Here is a 22,397-nt window from a genome sequence, read left to right on the forward strand (position 1 = left end):
TGCCGCTCACGACGACCCCGGCACCCTGACGGCGCGGCGGCCGCTGAACCAGCCGTTGCTGCCCAGAGGTCTCGACGAACCCAGGACCGGTCCTGAGCCGAACGCTGGCTTGTCCGTGCGCTGCACGGCGACGAACTGACCGTCCTCGGTGATCGCGAGCCCGTCCGGAGCGGACGGCAGCTCGACCTCCTGCGGGATGGCACCAAGCCTGTCCAGCAGCGACGCCGACGCCGTTGGCGCCGCCGCGGCGCGCACCGCGGTGCGCGCCTGCTGCTGGGTGAAGGTCTCGAACGCGCAGAAGCCGCAGCGCTGGATGTGCGCAGAGGCTCGCTCGTGTGCGACCGAGGACAGTTCTCCGTCCACGAACGCGACCACGGCGTCCGGCAACAGGTGCTGCTCAGGCAGGCCCCAACCACGGAGGTCGGTCATGCAGAGTCCTCCAGCAACGATTCCTGACGACGGCGTTCGAGAGCGACCTTCAGAGCCTGGCGGCCCCGATGGATCCTGCTCCTCACGGTACCCATCTTCACCCCGAGCGTGGCACCGATCTCCTCGTAGGAGAGTCCTTCCACGTCACAGAGCACGACCGCGGCACGGAACTCCGGCGGGAGCTCGTCCAGCGCGGCCTGCAGGTCGGGGTCGAGGTGGTTCTCGTCGTAGATCTCTTCAGGGGACAGGTCGTCACCCTCAAGGCGGTCGTTGTCCTCAGGCAGCGCCTCCATGCGCACACGGCTGCGACGCCGGGCCATGTCGAGGAAGAGGTTGGTGGTGATGCGGTGCAGCCACCCCTCGAAGGTGCCCGGCTTGTAGGACGCGAGCGACCGGAACACCCGGATGAACGTCTCCTGGGTCAGGTCCTCGGCATCGTGCTGGTTGCCGGTCAAGCGGTATGCGAGCCGGTAGACCCTGTCCGCGTGTTCACGGACGATTGCGTCCCACGAGGGCGGCGTCCAGTCGGCCGTCTCGATGGGCGCGACGGCCTCCGGCGAACTCGACTGCGTGCGCATCAGGTGTTTCGGCACCTCCAGGTAGGCCGCCCGGCGACCCTTATGCGGCTCAACGAGCGACGGGTCCGGCATGTTCCCGACTAGAGCCTGGCTTCTTGCCTCTGTACCTTCTCCTGCTCCCTTTAAACGATCGTGAGAGCAGGCTGAGAGCACCCTGAGAATCTCGGTTCGGGCCGCGTTCACCCGTTTTGGGCACGCGGGGCACTAACGTGCGTACCCGTGACAGCGGAATCGGCCCTGCGGGAGTACGTCGAGCAGTACCTCCCCGAGGACGACGTGCACCTGGCAGCACGAGCACGCGGCCAGGAGCTGGGCTGCGTGCCCATCGGTGCTGGTGGAGGAGCCGCGCTGCGGTTCCTGGCGACAGCGCTGCAAGCCAAGGCCGTCGTGGAGGTCGGAACGGGAGCGGGCACCAGCGGCCTGTACCTGCTCGAGGGCATGCCCCAGTCGGGCATCCTGACCTCGATCGATGTGGCCCCCGAACACCAACGCGCCGCCCGCGAGGCGTACGCGTCCGCCGGCATCTCGCCCTCGCGCACCCGCCTGATCATGGGCAAGGCGCTGGACGTCCTGCCACGGTTGACGGACGCGGCGTACGACCTCGTCTTCGTTGACGCCTACAAACCCGAGTACCCGCAGTACCTCCAGCACGGCGTCCGCATGCTGAGGCCGGGCGGCGTCATCGCGTTCGACAACGTCCTGTGGCACGGCGCCGTCGTGGATCCCAGCAAGCGTGACGAGTCGACCCAGGCGATGCGGGACATCGCGCGCCTGGTGAGGGAGGACGACCGGCTCGTCCCGGTCATGCTCCCGCTGGGTGACGGGCTGCTGGTCGCCGCGCGCCGCCCATAAGAAAGTTTGTTGGCCCACCTGAGTGACGCGGTAACAACGCTTCACGGCAATTCGACATGCCCTCCGCAGGGTCGGGGATCGTCCATTCCCCGAAGGGGCTCAGGTGAAACCAACAAGAGTTCTCGCCGCACTGGCGGCTGCCGTCATACCGATCATCGGCATCACCACTCCGACAGCGCACGCCAACCACACCTGCTGGTTCGACGGTGCAAGCATGCCCACCTCCACACCTGGCGGGAGCTGCCGCAACTCGTTCGTGCTCGACCCGGGCTACGACCAGCTGCTGTCACACGAGGACATCATCCGGCACCGGGGTTACTACCAGGCAAGGGGCTTCGACCCGAATTTCATCTGGTATGCGCGCCTGGAGAACCGGCAGTTCGATTCGGTCGATGTGAAATGGTCGGGCTGCAAGGACGGAAACTCGACCGTGGACGTGCCCTGTGCACCGCATCTGCTGGAATTCCACTCGGTCGTGAACCCCTTCCACAATCGGCCTGTCACCATTCCTTCGCTCGCCTACGGCAGCAGCTTCATCGGCAGGGCCTGCGGCAACTTCTCCGAGGACACCTCCGCCAAGCCCGTGCCGGTGATCAGCGGCCACAAGTACCACGACGTGAACCGCAACGGCGTCCGCGACGCGGGCGAGCCCGGTATGGCCGGCTGGACGATGACACTGCACCGCGACCGTTCCGACGCAGGTCAGGGCACAGGTCCGCTGTTCGCGACCACCACCGACGCGAACGGTTACTACCAGTTCCCGCTGGATGGTCACCTGCCTGGCGACTACGCCGTGACCGAAGAGAACCGCGCCGACTGGACCCGCACCTCGGGCACCGAGCGCCACGGCCTGCACGTGCCGATCGGCGCCGCGAACACCAACTACGGCGGTCACGATTTCGGCAACGTCGAGACGAAGGCTGATGCGGTGAAGGTCACGTTCGACGTCGTCGACCCGCCGACGAAGCTCACCGCCGATACCGAGCAGACGCTGCGGGTGCGTGCCGTTCTGGAGAACCGCGGACCGGCACCGATCATCGAGGTCCAAGACGTCATCTCCGCAAGTGGCGAGAGCAACTGCACGTTCCGCCAGCCCCAGCAGGCCGTGACGCGACGGCTCCAGCTCGGCGTCCCGGTCGAGGTGATCTTCGAGGTTCACGTGACCTGCACCGAGCCCAGCTTCCACGCGTTCACGTTCAACAACGCGCTCGACGTCACCACGCCCGGCGTCACCGATCCGGATCCGAGCTCCAACCGAAGATCGGTCACCACGACGATCCCGGTACACGACGAGTCGGACGTCGGCGTCGTCGGCACGCAGCTGGACTGCGCGAGCCGTACCTACGTGACCGACCACTTCGAGTGCGCAGTCACGGCCACGGTGTCGAACGGCGGTGACCACGCGCCCGCCCGCACCGACATCGTGCTCGGTCTGACCGGCCCGCAGGACTGCACGCTGACGCCGGTGGGCACCACCCGCCACGAGGACGTCGACATCACCGGTTCGGCCACCGTGGTGAGCAAGTGGGACGTGACCTGCGCAAACCGCAGCTATCACGACTTCACGGCCTCCGCAGAGGCTCTGCTCGACCACCTGCACGTCGACGATCCCGATCCCGCGAACAACACGGGTTCGGCGACGACCGCGTCGAGGTGTTCGAGCGCACCGACCTCTCCGTGGCCGACCTGCGGCTGACCTGCACCGAACGCCAGTACCGCACGCAGGACTTCGCCTGCACGACCACGGCGACCGTCGCGAACGCGGGCCCGGCCGACGCGGTTCACACCCTCACCACGGTCACGTTCGGCGCCCCCGCCGACTGCACGATCAACCCGGACACCGGGCAACAGCAGACGCACGTTCTGGGCACCGGCACGACCGCGACGTTCACCAAGGACTGGACGGTGTCCTGCACCGAGGACCGCAGGCACATGTTCTCCACGACCGCGGTGATCGCGGCCGACGAGCCGCACCCGGAGGACACGGACCGCGCCAACGACGTCCGCTCGATCAACTGGGTGCCGCCGGACGTGAAGCCGCGCAGCTTCCCCAGCTCGATCAACGTCAAGAAAGAGGGCCTGATCCCGGTGGCGATCCTGTCGACCGCCGAGTTCGACGCCGTCACGCGAGTCGACCAGACGAGCCTCACCTTCGGCGCCACCGGTCTGGAGCAGAGCTTCGTCCGGTGCGGATCGCCTGAGGACGTCAACGACGACGGTCGCGCCGACCTCGTGTGTCAGTTCGACACGATCAAGACCGGGCTGACCTGCGGCATGACGAGCGCGACCCTCATGGGCCGAACGGTCGGCAGTGTCGTCGCATTCGAGGGTCAGGACGACATCAAGCTGACGGGCTGCTAGTAAGCCCGGACGCCCTTGCCGAGGACCGTGACGCCGCTGGCAGAAACGGTGTAGCGCTCACGGTCCATCGGCGCGTCCACGCCGATCAACGCCCCGTCCGGCACCACGACGTTCTTGTCCAGAATGGCCCGCCGGACGACGGCGCCCTTCCCGATCCGCACGCCGGGCAACAGCACGGAACCCTGAACCACGGACCCGACCTCCACGGTCACGTCCGACGAGATCACCGAGCCGTGGATCTTCCCGGAGATGATCGACCCAGGGCCGACCATCGAGTCCTCAGCGGACCCGCCGGCGATGAACTTGGCCGGCGGCAACGGCGGAGTGGCAGTGCGGATGGGCCACAACTGGTTGTACAGGTTGAAGATCGGATGGACCGAAACAAGGTCCATGTGAGCGTCGTAGTAGGCGTCGATGGTTCCCACGTCACGCCAGTACCCGCGATCGCGATCCGTGGCGCCGGGCACCTCGTTGTCCTGGAAGTCGTAGACGTGCGCCTTACCCCGATCGACGAGCATCGGGATGATGTCGCCACCCATGTCGTGGTCCGAGTCGGGGTTCAACGCGTCCCCGCGCAGCGCGTCCAGCAGCGCCTCGGTCGTGAAGACGTAGTTGCCCATCGAAGCGAAAGTCACGTCGGGGTCGTCCGGCACGTGCGGCGGCTCCGACGGCTTTTCCAAGAACCGCGTGATCTTCCCGGACACGTCGGAGTCGATGCACCCGAACGCCTTCGCCTCGGTGCGCGGCACCCGGATTCCGGCCACCGTCACGGCAGCACCGGACTCGACGTGCTGCGAGATCATCTGGCCGGGGTCCATCCGGTACACGTGGTCGGCACCGAAGATCACCACGTGGTCCGGCTTCTCGTCGTGGACGAGGTTCAGCGACTGGAAGATCGCGTCAGCGGATCCCGTGTACCAGCGTGGGCCCAGACGTTGCTGGGCGGGAACCGGTGTCACGTACTGACCGAGCACATTGGACAGGCGCCACGTCGTCGAGATGTGGCGGTCCAGCGAGTGCGACTTGTACTGCGTCAGCACGCAGAGCTTCGCGAGCCCCGCGTTGACCAGGTTCGACAGCACGAAGTCGACCAGCCGGTAGTTGCCCCCGAAGGGCACAGCCGGTTTCGCGCGGTCGGCCGTCAGTGGCCACAGGCGCTTGCCTTCACCACCGGCAAGCACAATTCCGAGAACGTGCGGCTGCCCCTTCACGGTATGTGACCCTATCCGTGCGATCGTTCTCGAACCAGACGCAAACCGGCTCGTCCCAACAAGTACCGCCGTGATCTACGGTGGGTGCGTGCGAGTTGCGCTCATGACGCGGGAGTACCCACCTGAGGTTTACGGCGGCGCTGGTGTGCACGTGGGATTCCTCGTGCCCCATCTCCGCGAGCTCGTGGACGTCGACGTGCACTGCTTCGGTGCGCCCAGATCGGACGCGACGGCTCACAATCCCCCGCACAGCCTGGAGCAGGCGAACGCGGCGCTGACGACCCTCGCGGTCGATCTCGAGATGGCCGCCGCTGTGTCCACTGCGAACCTCGCGCACTCGCACACCTGGTACGCCAACATGGCCGGTCACCTGGCGAAACTCCTGCACGGGATCCCGCACGTGGTGACCGCGCACTCGCTGGAGCCGCGCCGGCCGTGGAAGGCGGAGCAGCTCGGCGGCGGGTACCGGATCTCGTCGTGGGCCGAGCGCACCGCGTACGAGCACGCGGACGCGGTCATCGCGGTCAGCGAGGGCATGCGGGCGGACGTGCTCGACGCCTACCCCGCGCTGGACCCGGCGAAGGTTCACGTGGTGCGAAACGGGATCGATTCCACCGCCTACCACCCGGTGAAGGAGACGGACGCGCTCACTTCCCGCGGCATCGATCCGGAAAAACCGATCGTGGCGTTCGTGGGAAGGATCACCCGGCAGAAAGGTGTCGGCCATCTCGTCGCCGCCGCGCACCAGATCGACCGGGACGCGCAGATCGTGTTGTGCGCCGGCGCGCCGGACACTCCCGAGATCGCCGACGAGACCAGGCAGGCGGTGAGCGAGCTCGCGGCAGGGCGCGCGGGTGTCTTCTGGATCCAGAAGATGCTGCAGCCCGCCGAGGTACGGCAGATCCTCAGCCACGCGACGGTGTTCGTCTGCCCGTCGGTCTACGAGCCGCTGGGCATCGTGAACCTGGAGGCGATGGCGTGCGGCACGGCGGTCGTCGCGAGTGACGTCGGCGGCATCCCGGAGGTCGTCGTGCACGGCGAGACGGGCCTCCTCGTTCACTACGACGAGCACGATTTGTCGACATATCGACTCGAACTTGCCCAGTCGATCAACGAACTGATCGCGGATCCGGATCGCGCCCAGCGCTTCGGGGCAGCGGGTCGCAAGCGCGCTGAGCAGGAGTTCTCGTGGTCCGCAATGGCTGAGCAGACGGTCGAGGTCTACCGCAGTGTGACTTGAGACACACTCACCCAGGGCAACCCCAAAGTGTGAACGCCGCCTTTAACCAGTAGTGACGTTGTGGTTCCAACTGGTGAGGGGCGCGAGGACTGTGCGTTGTGCGGTGCTGGGTCTGACGGTCCTCCTCGCGGTGACTGGATGCGCCACAGCCACCAAGACACAGCCGGCGGCAGTTCAGCTCACCGTCGAGGGCAAGAAGCTCGCGGACGCCTCAGACCTGCAGGCGCAGGCCGAGGCGCAGCTCGCCTACACGCTGGAGTACGGCTACGTGGCACGGGCGGGCGCGGCGGCGGTCAGTTGCTGGTTCGCCAAGACCGGCGTCGAGTCCGAGGTGGACAAACGACTGTGGTGCGGACCGGTCCAGGTGCCGGGAAGCGGTGCCAGCACCGACTGGGTGCCCGTGCCGTTGAAGGAAGTCACCAAGAACGATGACGAGGTCCGCTACGAGGTGCAGTCGCCGCAGGTGCCGGAGAAGGGCACCCGCAGCACACCGCTCGGGACGCTCGTGCGCACGGACGGCAAGGAGTTCGACCCGAAGAAGCAGCAGGACCTCACCGCCGGCCGCGACTTCCTCGCCGTGCTGCCCGACGACGGCAAGCGGACCAACGCCGACCTCGGGCTTGGCAACGTTGACATCAAGCTGCGCGACGACCTGCTCGGCACCGCCGTCACCGGGTGGGCGAACCCGGACATCTGGTTCACCGCCGAGGGCACGGTGCGTGCCGAGCCCGGCTCGCGGCTGCGGGTGGTCAGGATGAAGGTCGACAAGCTCAACGAGACGGACAGCGGTTTCCACCGCACCAACTGGCAGGGTTTCGCCCCGCAGCCGTCCGAGCTCGCGCTGGAGCTGCCCGGCAAGCGTCAGGTGCTGCCGGCCGACCGCCTGCCGGCCACCGGCTCGGTCTTCGTGGTCTACACCGTGCCCGACCCGCAGGCGGGCACCGAGACGCTCACGCTCAGCACGCTCGGCGCCAAGTCGCTGGAGCAGCGCGTCGAGCTCCCGACCGGCAAGCGCACCGACAACCCGCTCCCGGTCCTGCAGCGCGCCGCCGGTCCCGTCCAGTTCCAGGAGCAGACCCAGAGGATCAGGATCGGCCACCACGCGATCGGCATGAAGATCACCGGGATCAAGCTCGGCAGACAGCGGCCGATCAAGCTCGGCGAGAGCCAGTACGACGTCGCGACCATCTCCGCGCCGGACAAGGCGTTGCTGGAGGTGCGGCTGGAAGCGACCGGGGACGTTCCGGACAGCGCGGGCGCCTCGCTGACCAAAGACCTGATCACCGTGACGCTGCCGGACGGCTCGACCGCCAAGCAGGTCGGTGCCCGCTACGACGGTGGTCCGCTGCCGTTCGCGGTCATCGTCGAGGTCCCGGCGGACACCCGCTCGGTCTCCGTCGGCCTGGTCGAGGGAGCCCTCGACATGCCCAGGCTCGGCCGCGTCGCGATCTCCACCGCCGACTCGCGCATGACTCTCGCGTTGGAGTTCTGAGTGAGCATCGCGGCCAACGCGAGCCAGCCGAGGATCACCACGACCAGGCCGATCCAGCCCCACTCGCCGTACGAGGTGCTGCCTGCCGTGCCCCCGACACTGCTGCCCACGTAGAACCCGCAGAGATACAGCCCGGACGCGTGGCCACGGGCGTGTGAGGGAGCCCGCGCGCCGACCCAGCCGCTCGCGGTGGCGTGCGACGCGAAGAAACCGGCGGTGACGATCGCCAGGCCGAGCGGCACCCACAGCAGGCTCGCCACAGCGCCGAGCGCCACCACGCCGATGCACAGGAGCAGCACGCGCCCGCGCCCGAACCGGTCGGCCAGCCTGCCGGCGAAGGCCGCCGAGGTGCTGCCGAACGCGTAGAACAGGAACACCAGCGACTCCAGCCACGACGGACCGGTGAGCTGGAAGCCCGCGACGTTGTAGAACGAGACGAACGCCCCGACGAGCAGCACGGCTATCACGTACATCGAGAGCAGCACCGGGTCCTTCAGCGCCGCCTTCATGCCGCGAGGCGCACGCTTGGGCGCCTCCTCGGCACGCGGGAGGAAGAAGACCACGATGAGGGCCGCCACCAGCCCGACCACGCCGGTGAGCAGGATCGACCCGCGCCAGCCCAGCCAGTCCACCGTCGTGCCGGAGAGCAGCCTGCCGATCATGCCGCCCGAGCTGTTGCCGGCGATCATGGCGCCCATCGCGGCGCCGAGCTTCTTGTTGTCCAGCTCGTCGGCGAGGTAGGCCATCGACGCCGCGGGCACACCCGCCGCGGCAATGCCCTGCAACACCCGCAGGCCGAGGAACACCTCGTAGTTCGGGGCGAACGGCAGCACGACGCCGAGCAGACCCGCCAGCAGCACGCTGACCACGATCACCGGCCGGCGCCCGAGCCGTTCGGACACCATCGCCACGGGCACGACCACCACGGCCAGCGCGAGCGTCGCCGCCGACAACGCGAGCGACGCCCCGCCAGGCCCGAGCCCGTACTCCGCGGCGATCTGCGGCAGCACCGGCTGCGGCGCGTACAGCAGCGTGAAGCACGCGAGCCCGGACGCGGCGATGGACGCGGTCAACCTGTTCACGCGTTCGACGCTAAGCCATACGTCCAATACGGAAATGCGTCAGAATCAATTCGTGGATGAATTGGAGCTGGCCCCGAAGCTGGCGGTGCTGAAAGCGCTTGCCGCCGACGAGCACGTGACTCGTGTCGCAGAACGTGTCGGGCTGCCCCAGCCCACGGTCAGCCGCTGGCTCGCCGAACTCGGTGACGAGCTCGGCGCGCCGATCATCGTCAGGACCGGACGGCGCGTGCGCCTCACCCGCGCCGGGCGACTGCTCGCCGAAGCGGCGACCCGGTCGCTGGCCGCGCTGGAACCGGGCCTGCGCGAGGTCGAGGAGGAGCTGGACCCGGAGAAGGGCCGCGTGGTGCTGGGCTTTCTGCACATGCTCGGCCGGTCCGTGGTGCCGGAGCTGGTCCGCGGGTTCCGTGCCGAGCACCCGCACGTGCGGTTCGGACTGATCCAGAACGCCCGGTACACCGTGGTCGAGAAGCTGCTCCACGGCGAGATCGACCTCGCTCTCGTCGCACCCCCGCCGGACGGACCCGAGTTCGAGTCGGAGGTCCTGTTCGAGCAGGAACTGATCGTCGTCGTGCCGTCGACGCACCGGCTGGCTTCACGCAAGGCCGTGCGGCTCAAGGACCTGGTGGACGAGGAGCTCATCGTCCTTGAGCACGGCTACGGCCTGAGGCAGATCACCGACGACATGTTCGCCGCCGCCGGGTTCACGCCTCGCATCGCCTTCGAGAGCCAGGAGATAGAGACCGTCAGGGGCCTGGTCGCGGCGGGCCTCGGCGTCGCACTGCTGACGCACGCCGAGGTCACGCCGCCGGCCGGACTGCGCGAACTACCGCTGACCCCGCGGGCGGGCCGCGTGTTCGGACTGGCGTGGCTGAAGGACCACCCGCTGCCGCCCGCGGTGCGCGCTTTCCGCGATCACGCCCTCAGGACTCACGAGGACCAGCGCTGAGCACCTGACCACGTGCGCAGGTACGACTCGGCACCGCCCAGCAGCTCCTGCACGAGCTGGTCACCGCCGAGCCCGCGCACCTGCTCGACCCAGTCCGGAATCAGGCCGACGTGCGCACCGCCATCGGTGTTGATGTCCCACACGCGGTCGCCGGTGCGCTGCCGGTCGACCAGCGGCCCTTCCGGGTAGCTGCGGAACGGGTAGGTCACGCCGGTGCGCGGCGACGGGTGCGAGCCCACGCCGTTGTAGTCGGAGCCGAACCCGAGTCCCACGCCGTACTTCTGGCGCAGCGCGGCGGTGGAGGCGGCCTGGGAGACGAACCCGTCGGCGTCGAACTCGTAGGACGCCACGAAACCGCCCAGCTGGTAGACCTTCTCGGTCCACTGCGCGTCCATCCAGCTGTGGCTCGACAGTATGCCGGGGTAGCGGGCCTGAGCAGCGAGATCAAGCGTGCGAGAGGCGGCCTTCACGCTCATGTGGTCGATCTCGATCATCATGTGCCGCCGCATCATGCCCTGCACCGCGTACTCGCCGAGCGACGTCAGACCGCGCACGTTGCACCGCTTCGCCTCGTCGTACTTCGGCGCGACCACGGTCGCCGGGATCAGCGCGTTCGGCGGAGCGACGCCGATCGGGTTGTCCTGCTGCGGACCGGAGCACTTCTCGGTCTTCCACCACGTTCCGGTGCGCAGGAACTGGCCCGCGTTGAGCACGCCGCCCTGCACACCCGAGTCGAACCTGACGCCGCACAACGCGTTGTCGAACTTGTGGCACAGGAAGGCGCTGCGCACGCCGAGCGCGTAGACCTCGTCAAGGCCTCGGTCGATGTCCGCCTTGCCGCACAACGGGAGGTCGACCAGCTGCCGGCAGCCGAAGAGCTCAGAGGTCTCGATGCCGAGCACCACGGCGAGCTTGCCCTGCTTGATCACGTCCCTGGCCTGCTCGGACGAGGTGACGATGCGGAACCAGCCCTTGCCGGGCCCGCCGAACTGGCGGTCGACGAAGTCCTGCAGCTCATAGGTGCGCTTGGCCTGCAGCCGCACCGACGTCATCTCGTCACACGGCTTGTCCTTGAACGGGTAGATCACGCACAGCGTGGCGTTGCTGGTGAGGTCGGTGACCAGGACGCGCTGACCGCCGCGCCACGCCCGTTCCAGCCAGGCGTAGTAGTTCTGCTGGTGCGAGACGGTCTTGTAGGACGGCCAGTCCTTGAACGTCGGCCAGCCCACCGGGTCGTGGCCGTCGAAGTCCGAGGTCACCAGGGCCTCGAAGATCGCGCCGAGACCCGCGGGATGGTGCTCGGGACAGTCCTTCAGCGCGTCCGGCGCACCCTGCTCGGAGAACGCCGCGCCGCAGATCAGCCGGCCGCCGAACGCCTCGTTCGTCATCAGGTGGTTGTGCGCGTCGACGAACCCGCGCACCCGCCCCTGGTCGTCGGTGCCCTGGAACGGCTCGCCGGTGACGTTGATCTGCGAGTCCTGCGCCGGCCTCGCCACTGGTTCCCACCAGGGAGTACTGGCCGCTGCTGGGGTGAGTGCCGCCGCTAACAGTGCGACGGCGAGGACCAGGCGAACGATCACGGAGCGCTCCTCGGGGGTGTGGGGGCGCTCACATCATGCCGTGGAACCCCGCCGTCTCGTATCGGCGGATCGTCGGTACTTGGTGACTCAGTGCGAGTACTTCTCGGCCAGCTCGATCAACGTCCGCGCGCCGAACCCCGTGGCCCCGGCGACGACCTCGTCGTAGACCTTCTCCGAACGGGCGGGCCCCGCGATGTCGAGGTGCGCCCACGGCACGTCACCGGCGAACTTCTGCAGGAACAGCGCGGCGGTGATGCCACCCGGTCCTGGCGGGCACTGCTTGTAGTCCGCGATCTCGCTGTTGACGGCCTCGACGTGCTCCTCCAGCAGCGGCATCCGCCACCACTTCTCGCCGGCCTTCGCGCCCGCGTCGATCACCTCGGCGGCCAGTTCTGCGGACGAGGTGAACACGGCACCCGTGCGCAGGCCGAGCGAGACCTTCATGGCACCGGTCAGCGTCGCGACGTCCACGACCAGGTCCGGCTTCAGGTTCTTCACCGCGTACGCCATCGCGTCGGCCAGGACCATGCGGCCCTCGGCATCGGTGTTCTGCACCTCGGTGGTCGCGCCGCCGTAGTGCCGCACGACGTCGCCCGGCCGGTACGACGAGCCCGAGACGTGGTTCTCCGCACACGGCACCAGGCCGGTGACCCTGATCGGCAGCCGCCGGCGGGCCACGGCCAGCAGCGCGGAGATCACCGCGCCGCCGCCGGCCATGTCGGTGCGCATCAGGTGCATGCCGTCAGCGGGCTTCACCGAGATGCCGCCGGTGTCGAACGTGATGCCCTTGCCGACGAACACCAGGTGCGGGCCGCTGCCGCCGTCGTAGGTCAGCTCCAGGAACCGCGGCGGGCGGGCCGAACCGCCACCGACGGCGAGCACACCGCCGAAGCCCTGCTGCCGCAGCCACTTCTCGTCGCGCACGACGGCGGACAGCCCGTCGACCTTGTCCGCGAGCTTGGCTGCGGTCGTGGCGAGCCAGCGCGGGTCCTTGACGTTGGACGGCGTGTTCGCGAGGTCGCGGGCGAGCGAGGTGGCGGTGGCCAGCGCGTGGGCCTTCAGCGCGGCGGAGGTCAGCACCTCCTCGAAGCCGGTGTCCCCCGCGATCAGCCGCAACGAGCCGACGCGCTTGGGGCCGTCCTCAGCGGTGACCTTGAAGCGGTAGCCGCCGAGCGCCGCGCCCAGCACGAACGCGCGCACCTTGTCGGCGTCGAAGTCGGGGGTCAGCAGCACGTCGACGGACTTCGGGGCGTCGTCCCCGTTCAGCGCCCGCACCAGTGAGGCGCCGGCGGTGCGAAGATCGCCGAGGGTGCCCGTGCCGACACCGAGCGTCCACACGTCGGTCCCGCGCTGGCGGATCGTCTCGCCGGCCTTGCCGGTGATCTCCGAGGTGTCGAGCTCGTCACCACCCGGTCCCAGCGCCGGTCCGGTGGCCGCGAGCACGACCGTCGGGACCGTGCGGCGCGAGGCGGTTGCCACCTCGACGTCCACGAGCTTGGTAGGCACTGACGGAACCGTGGAAGGCACGGCCGACCCCTCTCCCCATGTGTTCGCGACCGCTCATTCTGACTCAGCGCTGTGACGGTCAGCCTTTGCCCCACCACAGCACCGACAGAACGAAGCGATGCCCCGGTCTCCACTGTGGAAACCGGGGCTCACGTGCTTCTCGCCGGGATGCCTTCAGCCGGCGGCGGCCTTCAGCGCGTCGCCCAAGGCGCTGGCCTCGTCCGCCGACATCTCGACGACGAGGCGCCCACCACCCTCGAGCGGCACGCGCATGACGATGCCGCGTCCCTCCTTGGTGACCTCGAGGGGACCGTCGCCGGTCCGGGGCTTCATGGCCGCCATCGCGTGCTCCCTCCGTCAACATCTTCCCCGTCCGGCCAGGCCGGATCTGCACCATTCTCCCCTATCGCGACTCAGGGGCGAAACCGAACCGATCTTTTGGCGAGTTCGGGTGATAGTTGTCGATCTTGCTTTGTCCCTGATCAGCACGCGATTTCACTTCTGCGCAACACTTTCGGCACGGCTCGGCGCGGCGTGACAGACTCAACAGGGTGCGAGCCCGTTCCGCGCTCTTCGACGTCTACGGCGGCCACCTGCGCGAACGCGGTGGTGTCGCCACCATCGCCGCGCTCGTCCGGCTGCTCGAACCCCTGGGATTCGCCGCGCCGGCCGTGCGCACGGCCGTTTCCCGCACGGTCCGGCAGGGCTGGCTGCACCCCGTACGGCTGCCGGAAGGCCCTGGCTACGCCATGACACCTCGCGGGGAACGAAGGCTCGACGAGGCCGCCGCCCGCATCTATCGCACCCGGCCGTCCACGTGGGACGGTCGCTGGCACGTCGTGGTGCTGGAGGAGATGCCCGGCCGCGACTCGCGTGATCACCTCGCCTCGTCGCTGCAACTTCTCGGTTACGGCGCGCTCGGCCCTGTGACGTGGATCGCGCCCCGTCCGTCGCCGGAGCTGGCCGACGTGCTGGCCGCCGGGGAAGTTCTCGCACGAACTTTTCACGGTTCACACGACGGTGGGGACGCGGAGCTCGCCGCGAAGGCCTGGGACCTGGCTGAACTGGGCAGGGACTACGCCGCGTTCGTCGCGCAGTGGCAGCCGCAGGTGTCCGTTGTGGACGAAACCGACGACTCGGCGGCGTTCGCGGCCTCACAGCGGCTGCTGCACGCGTGGCGGAAGTTCCTGTTCCGCGATCCCGGTCTTCCTGCTGAACTGTTGCCACCGGACTGGCCGGGGCACGCGGCAGCGTCGTTCTTCGACGAACAGACACTGCGGCTGGCACCGGGCACGAGTCGTTTCGTCGACGAGTGCCTGCGGCCGGTTCGCAACGTTTCCACTGCTTGATGGAGGTCCAGTGTCCGAGCTCCTCGTCGACGACGCCGATGGTGTGCGCACGTTCACGTTCAACCGCCCCGAGTCGTTCAACGCCTTCACCATCGCGCTGAAGGAGTCGTTCCTCGACGCGCTGCGGGAGACGTCGGCCGACGCCTCGGTGCGCGCGGTGGTGATCACGGGTACGGGCAGGGCGTTCTGCGCGGGTCAGGACCTCAAGGAGCACATCGGGTTGCTGCAGGCCGGTGATCCCGCGCCGCTGCACACCGTGGAGAAGCACTACAACCCGATCGTGCGCGAGCTGATCGGCATGCCGAAGCCGGTGATCGCCGCGGTCAACGGCAGCGCGGCCGGTGCCGGCGCGTCCTTCGCCTACGCCGCGGACCTGCGCATCGCAGGTGCGTCGGCGAAGTTCCTGATGGCGTTCGCGAACGTCGGCCTGACGGCGGACTCCGGCGCGTCGTACACGCTGCCGCGGCTGATCGGGCACGGCCGCGCGATGGAGATGATGATGCTCGCGCAGCCGGTCGGCGCCGAGGAGGCGTTGCGGATCGGCATGGTCAACCAGGTCGTGCCGGACGAGGAACTGCTGCCCACCGCGCACGCTCTCGCTGCCAAGCTCGCCCAAGGCCCCACCACGGCGTACGCGAAGATCAAGGAAGCGCTGGCCGCGGCGGCGGACGGGACCCTGGAGGACGCGCTGGAAGCCGAGCGCCGGACCCAGGCCGACTGCGGCGCGACCGAAGATCACCGCGAGGCCGTGGACGCGTTCGTGAACAAGCGCGCCCCGAAGTTCATCGGTCGCTAGCCCCGAATCGCCCGCACCCCGGTTCCGCCGAATGTAGCGTGGGTCACACGCCGCCGAGGGAGGCGGCTGACTGGGGTGTGGCTGATGAATGCTCTCGACGAGATCGAGGCGGCCGTCCAAAAGAGCGCGGCCCGGCAACAACAACTCGCGCAAGCTCAGGCGGAAGTGGCCGAGCGGCGCTTCACAGACGAAATACCGGACGTCGTCCGCGTGACCGTGAACGGCACGGGCGACGTCCTGGAAATCGAACTCGCGGCTGGCTGCCTGGACACAGGCCGCCAGCCGCATTTGCTCGGCGAGCGGATCACCAGAGCGGTCGGCAACGCGCGACGGCAGTCCGCACTGGCCGCCCGCGACGCACTGTCCGAGGTGCTCGGTGAGCAGGTCGCGCACTGGCTGGTGGGCGACGAGGAACCGAAACCCGAGCGGCGCAGTCCAAGGAACCGGCCGGGCGACAAGGGCACTGAGGACTACTTCGAGGACAAGGACGCCAAGGGCTTTCTCGAGGAGCAGCCATGGCTTCCCTGAACGAACTCGAGATCCTCGTCGCCGAACGAACGCGCGAATTCAAGGCGCTGCAACAGAAGTCCGCCGACGCCGCGGGCAAGGTCATCGGCGAACCGGTCGCCGGTGGCACCGGACTGGTGCAAGTGGACATCACGGGCCGGCTGGTCGGCATCGAGTTCGACCAGGAACGGTTGCGATCGCTGGACGAACGCCGGCTCGGCCGGCAACTCGTCGAGGCCATCCGCACGGCGGAGACGAAGGCCGCGACGGTCAGGGACGTACTACTGGGGGAGAGCACATGACGTCAGGCGGGATCATCGGTCCCAACCATCCGATCCAGCAGCGGGCGAACGAGCTGAAGGGCTACCACGTGGTGCCCCGTCAGCTCGCCCTCGCGGGCGACGAGCTCAAGTCCACCGCGACCATCCTGTCCGGAGGGGTCGTGAACAGCCTGGAGAGCACGCATCTCGCGGAGGACGACCTCGGCTTCCTCGGCAAGCAGGAGCAGGCACCCGCGAAGTACAACGACTCGATGCGGGACTGCGTCGACCACTTCAACCGGCTGTCCAAGACGTTGCAGGCAGCGGGCGACGTCCTGAACGAGGTCGCGGCGCACTACGCGGCGATGGACGACTCGTACTACGAGAAGTTCGGCCGCATGGACGACCACTGAGGGGGATGGCATGGCGGAAACACCGGTGTGGCCGGCCGAGCACGACGCGAAGATTCGTGAGGTCGCCGCTGAGATGGGCGACAACGCCGCCATCGCGGTGCTCGACAAGCTGAAGGACATCCTCGGCCATGCGCCGAAGATGGAGCAGTACGGGGACATCTGGTCGCCTCAGACGATGGACCGGCTCACGGAAGCGCAGGAGGACTTCGACCTCTGCGTGTCGAGGATCAACGACGTGTGGCAGGGCTCCGCCGCCGACGAGTTCAAGGCGTGGGCGTTGAAGTACCGCAACTCGTTGAGCGACTTCAAAGGCGTCGTCGAGGGCATTCGCGAGGCGTTGTACGGCTGCAGCAAGACGATCACCGATGTCTACAAGCTGGCGATCGAACTGGTCGCCACGATCGCCGCACAGCTCGTCAAGCTGACCACCGGCATCCTCGGCTCGATCCCGAACCCGTTCGGTGTCGCGGACGCCATCGGTGGTCTGCTCAGCGCGTTCATCCAGAAGGCAGGCCAGTTGATCGGCGAAGGCCTCGGCAAGATGCAGGAGTTCCGCACGATCATGTCCCAGATCGACAGCAAGGTCGCGTCGCTCGCCGAGCTCGTGCCGATGGGTCATGTGGTGGCGGAGAAGGGCGGCTGGGAAGTCCGCCCGGCTAGCTAGCGCGGAAACACGTGGCGATGTGGTCGTCGACCATCCCGGTGGCCTGCATCAGCGCGTAGCACGTGGTGGGGCCGAGGAACTTGAAGCCGCGGCGCTTCAGTTCCTTGGCCATCGCCTTGGACTCGTTCGTGATCGCGGGAACGTCCGCGATCGTCGCCGGCCGCACGTGATCAGCCGGCGCGAACGACCACAGCAGAGCGTCGAGATCGACGTCCTGCTCGGCGATCGTGCGCGCGTTGTGGATCGCGGCCTCGATCTTCAGCCGGTTCCTGACGATGCCGGCGTCGGCCATCAGCCGTTCGACGTCGGCAGGCCCGAACTCCGCGACCAGCTTCGGGTCGAAGTCGCAGAACGCCGCGCGGAACGCCGGCCGCTTGCGCAGGATCGTGATCCACGACAGCCCGGACTGAAACGCCTCCAACGACATCCGCTCGTACAGGGCGTCCGTGCCGTGCAGCTCCACGCCCCACTCGGTGTCGTGGTACTCGACGTAGTCCGGGGTCGAGTCTCCCCAGGGACAACGGGAGATCACCGGTACTCCTCGGCGAAACGGGCGAACCGCTGCAGCGACCGGCGCAGCATCAGCACGAAGAGCGGTTTCACCAACGGGTAGAAGAACGGCACGTCGAGACGTTCCGTCCACACGAAACGGCTGCCGCGCACCGCGAACACACCCGTACCTCGCACCACGCGACCAATGTGCTCGACCTCGACCGCGTGCGGCGGGTTCCACCGCGTGATCCGCATGCGGTCCGAGACGCCGAACGTGACGGCGTCGATCTCGCTGCCGACCGACCGCCCGTCACCCGCGACCACGGAAACGCGAGTGCCGAACACCCACTCCGACTGGCGTTCCCAGTCGGTCATGGCACGGAAGATGGTGTCCGGCGGAGCCGCCACCTCGACCGTCAGCTCAAGGTCGGTCACTGGTCTCCAGCTCCTCGACGCGCGCCCGCAGCCTCTCGACCTCGGCCGAGAGCCGCTGCAACGCCCAGTCGACCTCGCTCATCTTGTAGCCGCGGAACACCTGCTGGAACTTCAGCTCGCGGACGTCCTCCGCGGTGATGTCGTCCGACGGCAGCCGCGTCGGCGAAGCTTCGGGCGGTAGCGGCGCCAGCTCCTCGCCGCGCCCGAACACCAACGCCGCGAGCAGGAAAACCACTGCCGCGACGGCCACCATCACGATCAGGTAGAGAAGGGCGTTGGTCACGCGACGATCGTGGCACAGCTCAGGCAGCGGCGAGCGAGCAGACCGAGCCGGACGATCACGGTCCAGGTGATCAGGCTCGCGATGCTCATCGGCAACGACTGCATCAGCCTGCTCGCGTCCACGTGCGCGGTGGCCGCGATGATCGCGGCGTTGCCCAGCAGGACCACGCCGACGGCCAGGATCGCGATCGACGCGGCCAGCTTGGCCAGCAGTTTCGTGTCGTACTTGCGGGCGAGGATCCGTCCCAGCACCAACGCCACCAGCGCCACCCCGGACGCAACGCCGCTGGTCAGGTCGTTGGCCTTGGCGATGAACAGGTACCAGGCCGGCGGCATCGTGCCGAAGTCCTGCCACGGCCCGACGAGCAGCATCCGGCCGTACTCCCACGCCATGTGCATCAACGGCAGGACGATCGCGAGCCAGATGAGCGTGCGTGTGCCGTACGCGACGGCCAGCTCGGCCTGGTACTCGTTCGCGATCTCCTTGACCGGGCCGAACTCCTCGACCGCGCGCCTCTTCGCTTCCTGTTCGGTCAGCCCGCGATCGAGATGCGCCTCGGTGGCGTCGTGGAGGCTGTCACGGGTCTCGGTGAGCAGGTCGCGGACCTGTTTCTTCGAGCCCTGGAGTCTCGACCCCAGGTCGGTCATGTACCTGTCGATCACGTCTGTGCCCACTTGCCGCCCCCTCCCAGCACCCCGTCGATGACCGTCGTGAACTCGCGCCACGCGCTGCGCTCGGCGAGCAGGGCCCGCTGCCCCGCCTGCGTGAGTTTGTAGGTGCGGCGCTTGCGGCCGCCGACCGTGCTCCAGTCGCTGGTGACGTGGCCCGCCCGCTCCAGCCTCCTGAGCGCGGGGTAGACCGTGCCCGTCGGCAGGTCCAGAGCACCGCCGCTGCCCTGCTGCAACTCCTCGATGATCGCGTAGCCGTGCAACTGCCTGCCGTCGAGCGTGGCCAGCAGCAACGCGTCGAGATGGCCGCGTAGCGCGTCGGGCTTCATGAGTAGCGACTCTACTGATCCGGCCATGGGAATGGCCCCTGAGATGTCCCTGATTTCGGGCGTTCCCGCTGGCGCGCGGGGGCGTCGATCTGTTGCGCTGGAAGCGGTTCGGAGGTTCTTCAGGTTCCCTTCAGGGTCAGCCCTGAGATGTCCCCGATATCCGCGCTCTCGAGTTCATAAGTAGCTGACCTACATATAGCGTCCCTACCCATGAGTGCAGTAGACCTCGCCCGGCTCCAGTTCGCGTTGACGACGTCGTTCCACTTCCTGTTCGTGCTGCTCACGCTGGGCCTGGTCACCCTGCTCGTGATCATGCAGACGAGGTTCACGCTCACCGGCGCGCCCGTGCACGAGCGGATGACGCGGTTCTGGGGCCGGATCTACGTGATCAACTACGCGCTGGGGATCGTCACCGGCATCGTGATGGAGTTCCAGTTCGGACTGAACTGGTCCGGTCTCGCGACCTACGCCGGTGACGTGTTCGGGGCGCCGCTCGCGATGGAGACGCTGATCGCGTTCTTCCTGGAGTCGACGTTCCTCGGGCTGTGGATCTTCGGCTGGGGCAAGCTGAACCGCTGGCTGCACCTGGCGTTGCTCTACCTGACCGCCCTGACCGCGTACGCGTCCGCGTTCTGGATCATGGCGGCGAACGGGTTTCTGCAGCACCCCGTCGGCTACCGGGTCGAGGGGAACGTGTTGCGGCTGGACGACTTCTCCGCGCTCTTGAGCAACCCGACGTTCACCTCGGCGCTGATGCACGTGATCTTCGCGTCCATCACGGTCGGCGGCGTGTTCATGACGGGGGTGGCGGCGTACCACTTCATCAAGCGGACGCCCGAGGTCGACTTCTTCCGGCGGTCGCTGCGGATGGGCGTGATCACCACGGCTCTGGCCACGCCGTCGCTGATCGGCGCGGGGTTCGCGCAGTTCCCGGTCATCGCGGAGTACCAGCCGGGCAAGAGCGAGGCGACGTCGTGGGTCGGCGCGCCGCTCGGGTTCATGATCCTGATCGGGATGACGCTGATGATGGTCAGCTGGCTCACGCTGCCGTTGCTGATCAAAGACACTGTGGTCCGGATGCGCTTTCCGTTGTACCTCATGGTGATCGGCATTCCGCTGCCGTTCGTGGCGGCGATCTTCGGGTGGATGTTCCGGGAGATCGGGCGGCAGCCGTGGCTGATCTACGGCTTGCTGCGCACCGAGGATGCGGTGTCGCATGTGGACGCCTCGCAGATCCTGTTGTCGCTCATCGTGTTCACTTCCCTGTTCGTGTTGCTGGCCTGCGTTGACTGGGCGTTGATCGCACGTGCGGTCCGCCGCGGTCCTGATGTGGCGCCCGCTCCTGTCTCCCCGTTGGTGGTGACGCTCTGATGGAAACTCTCTGGTTGGTCGTGCTCGGCGTTCTCACCGTCGGGTACTTCGCGTTGGCAGGCTTCGACTACGGCACCGGGCTCCTGCTGCCCTTCCGAAAACGAGACGAGACGTTGCGTCTCATGACGCCGTTCTTCCTGGGCAACGAGGTGTGGCTGGTCGCGGCGATCGGGGTGCTGTTCGCGGCGTTCCCGCGACTCGAAGGCGAGCTGCTGTCCGGCGCGCACTCGGTGTTCACCCTGGTCCTGGCCGGGTTGGTGCTGTTCATGGCCGCGGTGCAGCTGCGGTTGTGGTGGTGGCTGGTGTTCACCGGCGCGCTGACGGTCTCCGTCGGCTGGGGGTTGTTCCTGGCACACCTGCTGGCAGCGCCCTGGCCAACAGCGCTGGTCATGCCTGTGCTGTTCGCGCTGCACGGCTGGGTGTTCCAAACCAGGAAGTGGGCGTTGTTCCCGATCACCGCGCTGCTCTGCGCGTTGCCGATCCCGCTCGCGTTCAGCTCGATCGACACGAACGGCCTGATGGCGCACGCCGACACGCTCGGCCTGCTCGCGTGGGTCGCAATCCCGATCATCCCGCTGGTGGTGTTGCTGCAATGGTCGATCGTCGCCATCTCCTCGCGCTGATCCCGATCCCGTTCCTGGTGCTGGCCCAGGCCGAGCTCCTGGCTTCGGTGCTCAGCGGCGGTTCCGGCTTTCTCCTGCTGTGCCTGGTCATCGGTGTACGGGTGCTGGTGTGGTGGGTGCACCGCGAGTGGGCTCACCGCGCCGCCGAACGCACGCGGACGCGGCTGAGACAGGCGTTCCTGCGCTCGCCAGGCACCAAGGCCGGCGAGGTCGCCACGCTGGTGACTCGCGGCGTGCACGACGTGACGCCGTACGTCGTCGGGTACCTGCCGCAGCAGATCCTCGCTGTCGTGGTGCCGCTCGCGGTCGTGATCCGGTTGGCGTTCGCCGATCTCACGGCCGCGCTCACGATCCTGCTGACGCTGCCGCTGATCCCGATCTTCGGTGCGTTGGTGGGCGCGCACACCCGTGAGCGAACGGCTCGCCAGTGGACAGCGCTGGCCACTCTTGGCGGGCATTTCCTCGACGTGGTCAAGGGAATCGGCACGCTCCGCGCGTTCGGGCGGGCCGAGGCCCAGTCCACAACGGTCAGGAAGCTGGCGGCACAACACATGACCGAGACGATGTCGGCGCTGCGGGTGGCGTTCCTGTCGGCGTTCGTGCTGGAGCTGGTGGCCACGATGTCGGTGGCCGTGGTCGCGGTGCCCGTCGGACTCAGGCTGCTCGACGGCGGCCTGCCGCTGCACACCGCATTGCTCGTTCTATTCCTTGCCCCAGAGGCATTTCTGCCGTTGCGAGCGGCCGGAGCGCAGTACCACGCCAGTGCTCAGGGCCGTGAGGTGCTCGCGAAGGTGCCGACGCACAACGAATCGGCCGGCGTCACGCCGCCCGACCTGACGAAGGCCGAGATCGTGTTCGACGACGTGAGCGTTCGCAGTCTCAGGAACTTCTCGTTGCGGATCAAGCCCGGCGACCGCATCGCGCTGGTCG

The 22,397-nt window shown here is 67.9% G+C and carries 25 protein-coding genes and 1 pseudogene; 14 read left to right on the plus strand and 12 right to left on the minus strand.

The window, feature by feature from the left end:
• Positions 1–6: 6 nt before the first annotated feature.
• Together FXN61_RS24480 and sigE are read right to left on the minus strand one after the other, a co-directional pair.
• Positions 7–429 (minus strand): hypothetical protein, encoded by a 423-nt coding sequence (locus FXN61_RS24480; protein ID WP_312877964.1) that lies wholly within the window; start codon positions 427–429, stop codon positions 7–9.
• Positions 426–1,007, minus strand: a complete 582-nt coding sequence (gene sigE / locus FXN61_RS24485; protein ID WP_082374044.1) for an RNA polymerase sigma factor SigE — start codon at positions 1,005–1,007, stop codon at positions 426–428. Before sigE ends, FXN61_RS24480 begins: the two co-directional genes overlap by 4 nt.
• 219 nt (positions 1,008–1,226) lie before the next feature.
• On the opposite strand from sigE, the gene FXN61_RS24490 reads away from it, so the two are divergent.
• The 3 genes from FXN61_RS24490 (at position 1,227) to FXN61_RS24500 (ending at position 4,220) form a co-directional block, all read left to right on the plus strand.
• A complete protein-coding gene (locus tag FXN61_RS24490) occupies positions 1,227–1,859 on the plus strand; it encodes an O-methyltransferase (protein WP_167976386.1) in 633 nt (210 codons plus the stop codon).
• Between the two features lie 103 nt (positions 1,860–1,962).
• The gene (locus FXN61_RS24495) at positions 1,963–3,555 is read left to right on the plus strand and encodes an SdrD B-like domain-containing protein (protein WP_167976387.1); all 1,593 of its coding nucleotides are present in this window, start codon (positions 1,963–1,965) and stop codon (positions 3,553–3,555) included.
• Positions 3,513–4,220, plus strand: a complete 708-nt coding sequence (locus tag FXN61_RS24500) for a hypothetical protein (RefSeq protein ID WP_167976388.1) — start codon at positions 3,513–3,515, stop codon at positions 4,218–4,220. The genes FXN61_RS24495 and FXN61_RS24500 overlap by 43 nt, the downstream gene beginning before the upstream one ends.
• Here FXN61_RS24500 and glgC read toward each other — a convergent pair.
• Entirely contained in the window at positions 4,217–5,431 is a 1,215-nt protein-coding gene (gene glgC / locus FXN61_RS24505) for a glucose-1-phosphate adenylyltransferase (RefSeq protein ID WP_167976389.1), read from the minus strand. The genes FXN61_RS24500 and glgC overlap by 4 nt on opposite strands.
• Before the next feature lie 88 nt (positions 5,432–5,519).
• Here glgC and glgA point away from each other — a divergent pair, with 88 nt between their 5' ends.
• Positions 5,520–6,671 carry a glycogen synthase gene (gene glgA, locus FXN61_RS24510; RefSeq protein WP_167976390.1) on the plus strand — a complete coding sequence of 384 codons (1,152 nt, stop codon included), beginning with the start codon at positions 5,520–5,522 and terminating at the stop codon, positions 6,669–6,671.
• Between the two features lie 1,329 nt (positions 6,672–8,000).
• Here glgA and FXN61_RS24515 read toward each other — a convergent pair.
• A complete protein-coding gene (locus tag FXN61_RS24515; protein ID WP_167976391.1) occupies positions 8,001–9,245 on the minus strand; it encodes an MFS transporter in 1,245 nt (414 codons plus the stop codon).
• A gap of 52 nt (positions 9,246–9,297) precedes the next feature.
• On the opposite strand from FXN61_RS24515, the gene FXN61_RS24520 reads away from it, so the two are divergent.
• Positions 9,298–10,191 (plus strand): LysR family transcriptional regulator, encoded by an 894-nt coding sequence (locus tag FXN61_RS24520; RefSeq protein WP_312877965.1) that lies wholly within the window; start codon positions 9,298–9,300, stop codon positions 10,189–10,191.
• Here FXN61_RS24520 and FXN61_RS24525 read toward each other — a convergent pair.
• The 3 genes from FXN61_RS24525 to FXN61_RS24535 all read right to left on the minus strand — a co-directional run bounded on the left by FXN61_RS24525 (position 10,173) and on the right by FXN61_RS24535 (position 13,619).
• Positions 10,173–11,771, minus strand: coding sequence for a membrane dipeptidase (locus FXN61_RS24525; RefSeq protein ID WP_223165577.1), 1,599 nt, complete (start codon positions 11,769–11,771; stop codon positions 10,173–10,175). The two genes, FXN61_RS24520 and FXN61_RS24525, sit on opposite strands and share 19 nt — an antisense overlap.
• A gap of 87 nt (positions 11,772–11,858) precedes the next feature.
• On the minus strand, positions 11,859–13,277 hold the full coding sequence (locus tag FXN61_RS24530) for a leucyl aminopeptidase family protein (protein ID WP_312877966.1): 1,419 nt from the start codon (positions 13,275–13,277) through the stop codon (positions 11,859–11,861).
• 174 nt (positions 13,278–13,451) lie between these two features.
• Complete coding sequence (locus tag FXN61_RS24535) at positions 13,452–13,619, minus strand: DUF3117 domain-containing protein (RefSeq protein WP_065914675.1); 168 nt, start codon at positions 13,617–13,619, stop codon at positions 13,452–13,454.
• Positions 13,620–13,828: 209 nt separating this feature from the next.
• Here FXN61_RS24535 and FXN61_RS55600 point away from each other — a divergent pair, with 209 nt between their 5' ends.
• The 6 genes from FXN61_RS55600 to FXN61_RS24565 all read left to right on the plus strand — a co-directional run bounded on the left by FXN61_RS55600 (position 13,829) and on the right by FXN61_RS24565 (position 17,266).
• Positions 13,829–14,626 (plus strand): PaaX family transcriptional regulator, encoded by a 798-nt coding sequence (locus FXN61_RS55600; RefSeq protein WP_167976394.1) that lies wholly within the window; start codon positions 13,829–13,831, stop codon positions 14,624–14,626.
• A 10-nt stretch (positions 14,627–14,636) separates the two neighbouring features.
• Positions 14,637–15,422: an enoyl-CoA hydratase-related protein gene (locus FXN61_RS24545; RefSeq protein WP_167976395.1), complete on the plus strand. Its 786-nt coding sequence runs from the start codon at positions 14,637–14,639 to the stop codon at positions 15,420–15,422.
• An 84-nt stretch (positions 15,423–15,506) separates the two neighbouring features.
• Positions 15,507–15,950, plus strand: a complete 444-nt coding sequence (locus tag FXN61_RS24550; protein WP_167976396.1) for a YbaB/EbfC family nucleoid-associated protein — start codon at positions 15,507–15,509, stop codon at positions 15,948–15,950.
• Positions 15,938–16,231, plus strand: a complete 294-nt coding sequence (locus tag FXN61_RS24555; protein WP_167976397.1) for a hypothetical protein — start codon at positions 15,938–15,940, stop codon at positions 16,229–16,231. The genes FXN61_RS24550 and FXN61_RS24555 overlap by 13 nt, the downstream gene beginning before the upstream one ends.
• Positions 16,228–16,602, plus strand: a complete 375-nt coding sequence (locus FXN61_RS24560) for a hypothetical protein (protein ID WP_167976398.1) — start codon at positions 16,228–16,230, stop codon at positions 16,600–16,602. Before FXN61_RS24555 ends, FXN61_RS24560 begins: the two co-directional genes overlap by 4 nt.
• Positions 16,603–16,612: 10 nt before the next feature.
• Positions 16,613–17,266: a hypothetical protein gene (locus FXN61_RS24565; protein WP_167976399.1), complete on the plus strand. Its 654-nt coding sequence runs from the start codon at positions 16,613–16,615 to the stop codon at positions 17,264–17,266.
• Here FXN61_RS24565 and FXN61_RS24570 read toward each other — a convergent pair.
• Genes FXN61_RS24570 through FXN61_RS24590 form a run of 5 tightly spaced genes read right to left on the minus strand, consistent with a single transcriptional unit; the run spans position 17,259 to position 19,473 of the window.
• Positions 17,259–17,795, minus strand: coding sequence for a DNA-3-methyladenine glycosylase I (locus tag FXN61_RS24570; RefSeq protein ID WP_167976415.1), 537 nt, complete (start codon positions 17,793–17,795; stop codon positions 17,259–17,261). The two genes, FXN61_RS24565 and FXN61_RS24570, sit on opposite strands and share 8 nt — an antisense overlap.
• Positions 17,795–18,193 (minus strand): SRPBCC family protein, encoded by a 399-nt coding sequence (locus FXN61_RS24575; protein WP_167976400.1) that lies wholly within the window; start codon positions 18,191–18,193, stop codon positions 17,795–17,797. The genes FXN61_RS24570 and FXN61_RS24575 overlap by 1 nt, the downstream gene beginning before the upstream one ends.
• A complete protein-coding gene (locus tag FXN61_RS24580; protein WP_167976401.1) occupies positions 18,180–18,476 on the minus strand; it encodes a DivIVA domain-containing protein in 297 nt (98 codons plus the stop codon). The genes FXN61_RS24575 and FXN61_RS24580 overlap by 14 nt, the downstream gene beginning before the upstream one ends.
• Positions 18,473–19,150: a permease prefix domain 1-containing protein gene (locus tag FXN61_RS24585; protein WP_167976402.1), complete on the minus strand. Its 678-nt coding sequence runs from the start codon at positions 19,148–19,150 to the stop codon at positions 18,473–18,475. The genes FXN61_RS24580 and FXN61_RS24585 overlap by 4 nt, the downstream gene beginning before the upstream one ends.
• Positions 19,135–19,473, minus strand: coding sequence for a PadR family transcriptional regulator (locus FXN61_RS24590; RefSeq protein ID WP_167976403.1), 339 nt, complete (start codon positions 19,471–19,473; stop codon positions 19,135–19,137). Before FXN61_RS24590 ends, FXN61_RS24585 begins: the two co-directional genes overlap by 16 nt.
• A gap of 210 nt (positions 19,474–19,683) precedes the next feature.
• On the opposite strand from FXN61_RS24590, the gene FXN61_RS24595 reads away from it, so the two are divergent.
• The 3 genes and pseudogenes from FXN61_RS24595 to FXN61_RS52605 form a co-directional block, all read left to right on the plus strand.
• A complete protein-coding gene (locus FXN61_RS24595) occupies positions 19,684–20,844 on the plus strand; it encodes a cytochrome ubiquinol oxidase subunit I (protein WP_167976404.1) in 1,161 nt (386 codons plus the stop codon).
• Positions 20,844–21,467, plus strand: coding sequence for a cytochrome d ubiquinol oxidase subunit II (locus FXN61_RS24600; protein WP_167976405.1), 624 nt, complete (start codon positions 20,844–20,846; stop codon positions 21,465–21,467). The genes FXN61_RS24595 and FXN61_RS24600 overlap by 1 nt, the downstream gene beginning before the upstream one ends.
• A pseudogene (locus tag FXN61_RS52605) lies at positions 21,437–22,114 on the plus strand (ABC transporter transmembrane domain-containing protein); the annotation flags it as partial. The gene FXN61_RS24600 and the pseudogene FXN61_RS52605, both read left to right, overlap by 31 nt.
• Between the last annotated feature and the right edge of the window lie 283 nt (positions 22,115–22,397).

This window comes from Lentzea indica (genome assembly GCF_012184385.1).
In the GTDB taxonomy this organism is placed as follows: domain Bacteria; phylum Actinomycetota; class Actinomycetes; order Mycobacteriales; family Pseudonocardiaceae; genus Lentzea; species Lentzea indica.